Below are 869 nucleotides of genomic sequence, written 5' to 3' on the forward strand. Positions count from 1 at the left end.
GACGTCGCGGCGGTGGTGCAGGCGCGCGACGCCGTGGGGAAGGATCGCGTGGCCCGTGCCCGCGGCCACGAGCTCGACGGTCATGGCGGCATCGGGCTGTGCGGGCGCGAGCGGTTCGCCCTCGAGGTCGGCGAGCGTCAGCGCCTCTGCGTCGGCGAGGGGGTGGTCCTTCGGGAGCACGGCGACGGCGAGCTCCTCCCAGAGCTGGATCACGTGCAGGCCCGCGTCGTCGACGGGCAGGCGCACGAACGCGACATCCGCTTCACCGGCCCGCAGGTCTGCGAGCTGCTCGGCCTCCTCGACGCGCACGGCCTCGAGCGGCAGGTCCGGCCGTCGCTCGTTCCACGCGCGCAGCCACTTCGCGGGGCTCACCCCGGCTACGTAGCGCAGCCTCAGCGTCACGGCGCCCCCAGTCCAGTCATCCGGCCGCTTCCGGCCTCCCCACAGCCTACCGACGGGGTGCCGTGGCGACCGCGCTGCCGCCCGACCGGTGGGCGGATGCCGCGTGACGGGCTACGGTGTGAAGGTGAGCCAGTCCCAGTCGATGAAACCCGAGACCGCAGCCAAGAAGCTCGGCATCCTCCTCGAGGCGGCGCCCGAGGACTTCCGCGAGGGCGACGTCACCCGCGACGAGCTCAACGCGCTCCTGGCCGACCCGCCCGAGTGGCTGCAGGTGCTGCGCCGCGAGGGGCCGCACCCACGCAACGTCGTGGCGGCGAAACTGGGCATCTCCAACTCGGGTCTCGCCCGCGGCGGCATCACCGAGCCGCTCACGACCGCCGAGATCAAGGCGCTGCTCGTGGCGCCGCCGCAGTGGCTCGTGCAGGAGCGGGCCACCCAGGCCGCCGTGCGAGCCGAGAAGATCCGCG

General features: G+C 73.9%; 2 protein-coding genes. One reads left to right on the forward strand and one right to left on the reverse strand.

Annotated features, from left to right (window positions below; translation table 11 throughout):
* Nucleotides 1-372 (reverse strand): LysR substrate-binding domain-containing protein (locus tag GH736_RS23570; protein ID WP_235934662.1); only part of this gene is annotated, 372 nt, incomplete at its 3' end.
* Nucleotides 373-544: 172 nt separating this feature from the next.
* Here GH736_RS23570 and GH736_RS23575 point away from each other — a divergent pair.
* Nucleotides 545-869 (forward strand): DUF5997 family protein (locus GH736_RS23575; protein WP_159607510.1); only part of this gene is annotated, 325 nt, incomplete at its 3' end.

This window comes from Agromyces humi (genome assembly GCF_009720255.1).
GTDB lineage: Bacteria > Actinomycetota > Actinomycetes > Actinomycetales > Microbacteriaceae > Agromyces > Agromyces humi.